3 tRNA genes are annotated in these 423 nt (G+C 47.8%); all 3 read right to left on the reverse strand.

Going from position 1 to position 423, the window contains the following annotated elements:
• Positions 1-40: 40 nt before the first annotated feature.
• Positions 41-114, reverse strand: a tRNA-Asp gene (locus tag DW819_RS10865).
• A gap of 29 nt (positions 115-143) precedes the next feature.
• Positions 144-217, reverse strand: a tRNA-Ile gene (locus DW819_RS10870).
• Between the two features lie 26 nt (positions 218-243).
• Positions 244-316, reverse strand: a tRNA-Asn gene (locus DW819_RS10875).
• Positions 317-423 lie beyond the last annotated feature (107 nt).

Here is a 423-nt window from a genome sequence, read left to right on the forward strand (position 1 = left end):
TTTTACAATATAAAATTGTAATGATCTGAATACAGATCAGCGACCCGGATGGGGTTCGAACCCACGACCTCCGCCGTGACAGGGCGGCGCTCTAACCAGCTGAGCCACCAGGCCAAAATATAAAATAAAGTTGGAATTGAAAATGGACCTTCAGGGACTCGAACCCAGGACCGACCGGTTATGAGCCGGTTGCTCTAACCAACTGAGCTAAAGGTCCGAAACCTTGAGGTCCTTTCAGACCAGCTCCCCGAGTAGGACTTGAACCTACGACAGCGCGGTTAACAGCCGCGTGCTCTACCGACTGAGCTATCGAGGAATATATCTAAATAGGAAGGTATATACCCTCAAAACCACATATTGAATATCATCCGTTTTCTTACCTAAACCGTCTTGGTTAAGCCCTCGACCTATTAGTGACAGTCA

Origin of the sequence: Clostridium sp. AM33-3, assembly GCF_003480315.1 — a bacterium.
GTDB lineage: Bacteria > Bacillota > Clostridia > Lachnospirales > Lachnospiraceae > Brotaphodocola.